Origin of the sequence: Arthrobacter silviterrae (genome assembly GCF_011045165.1) — a bacterium.
GTDB lineage: Bacteria > Actinomycetota > Actinomycetes > Actinomycetales > Micrococcaceae > Specibacter > Specibacter silviterrae.
In genome coordinates, this window is the sequence record NZ_JAAKZI010000073.1 from 1 (window position 1) to 2170 (window position 2170).

Below are 2170 nucleotides of genomic sequence, written 5' to 3' on the forward strand. Positions count from 1 at the left end.
ACGCTTCCGACAAACCCGCCGTAATACCCGAGCCCTTCAGCATCAAGGCCAGGATCGCCCCGCCGGCCTGGGACACGATGCCGTCCCCTGCGCCATCCACTCGGACAGTCGGGTAAAAGCCGGTAAAGTAGTTCACCTGCAGGGTGCTCCTGATGTGTCTAGAAAATGGTGTGTGGTAACAACATTTTCCCACGTCAGGCGAGTTCTAGCGGTTGTTGCAACACCCCCTGAAAAACGGGAGTTGCAACACTCATGGATTCACCCTCAATTAATGATGCTTTCTTAACGAAAAAATCACCCCCAGGAAACCAGCCCATTCCGTCCGGCTCGCCAGCCCTGAAGCGGGCCTACCGGCATTACTCTGCCGCCGATCGCACCGAGTTCTTCGCTGCGTTCGAGCGTTTGGGAAGCATCCCGGCGGCCGCCCGGGAACTGGGATTCACCCTCAGTACCTGCCGTGCCTGGGCGGGGCCTTCCGGCAGGGAATCAGGCCAGAAATACACCCAGTCCCAGAAGGACGAATTCTTTATCGTCCTGGACCGGGTCGGGAGCGTGAGCGCCGCTGCGAAGGTGCTGGGCATCAACGTACAAACCTGCTTCCACTGGGCCTACAAGGCCGGCGCCGTGACCCGCAGGCCCCGCGCAAATCCGGTGGTGGCCCAGCCCTCTGCCACCCAAGAGCATAAGGACGTGTTCTTTACCGTCCTTGCCCGTGTGGGCAGCATTAGCGTGGCCGCCCGGGAGCTTGGCCTGCCCAAGTCTCGGTGCACGAACTGGGCCCGCAACGCCGGGATCAAGTCCATCCATCCCGGGGTGGCCAAACGTGCCGAATACTTCCGGCTCCGCGAGGCAGGCGTCGGCCGGAAGGAGGCCGCCGCGGCTGCCGGGGCGAGCCGGAAAAGCGGTTACCTGTGGGAAAACGAACGAGACCGGGCCAAGGACCGCGCCGTGAGCTCCGAGTCCCTGGATCTGCCGTATAAACAGGAGGTGAAGACTACTTTTCCCGAACCGGCGTCAACCGATACAGCACCCTCAGCCCCTGCGGCCCTGCCGCCGGCAGCGGCACCCAGGGCGGCAGCAGCACCCGAACACGCTCTGGTGGCCCTGAGGGCCCTGGAACAGGTCGTCAGCGCCCGTTACTTGTCCCTGGCCGAGCGGGAGCGGATCGCGGACATGTACGGACGTGGAGAGTCGATGCGGGCCATTGCCCGTGCTCTGGGCCGGTCCCCGGGATCGATCAGCAGGGAGATCAAACGCAACAGCCACCCCACGTTGGGCTACCAGCCCTATGGCGCCCACCGCACCGCCACCGCATCCCGGGCACGGCCGAAGATCAGTAAGCTGGCAGCAGCCGGGGAACTGCGCGATTACGTTGAAGAGAAGCTGCGCGTACGCTGGTCCCCGGAACAGATCTCGAAGCTGTTGATCAAGGAATTTCCTCATGACGGGCAGATGCGTGTGAGTCACGAAACGATCTACCAGTCCCTCTATTTCCAGGCCCGCGGCGGGCTCAAACGCGAGGTCAAGGAAGCGTTGCGGACCGGGCGGACCCGCCGGAAGAAACACAAGAGTCCCGAGGAACGCACGAGCCGCTTCCGGGATCCCATGATCAACATTTCCGAACGCCCGCCCGAGGCTGAAGACCGTGCGATCCCGGGCCACTGGGAAGGGGACCTCATCACCGGCACCAGCAACCAATCCGCGATCGCCACCCTGGTCGAGCGCACCACCCGCTACGTCATGCTCGTCCACCTGCCCATCGACCACAGCGCCGAATCCGTCCGCGACGGACTAATCAAAACCATGTCAACCCTGCCAGCCCACCTGCGCGGTTCCCTGACCTGGGACCAGGGCGTGGAAATGGCCAAACACAAGGCCTTCAGCATCGCCACCGACATGGACGTCTACTTCTGCGACCCCCACAGCCCCTGGCAGCGCGGAACCAATGAAAACACCAACGGACTCCTGCGCCAGTACTTCCCCAAAGGCACCGACCTTGGCGCCTACGGACCCGAAGACCTCGAGCACGTCGCCCAGGAACTCAACGCACGCCCACGCAAAACACTGAACTGGAATACGCCAGCCGAGTCTCTTCGTGATTTACTGATAGCCAGCTGACCTCGGGCGTTGCATCGACCCCTAGAATTCGCCTCAGAGGCACCTTTCAGGC

General features: G+C 62.8%; 1 protein-coding gene. It reads left to right on the forward strand.

The features are described 5' to 3' along the window. Positions 1-801: 801 nt before the first annotated feature. The gene (locus tag G6N77_RS19395; protein WP_420867321.1) at positions 802-2118 is read left to right on the forward strand and encodes an IS30 family transposase; all 1317 of its coding nucleotides are present in this window, start codon (positions 802-804) and stop codon (positions 2116-2118) included. Positions 2119-2170: the final 52 nt, after the last annotated feature.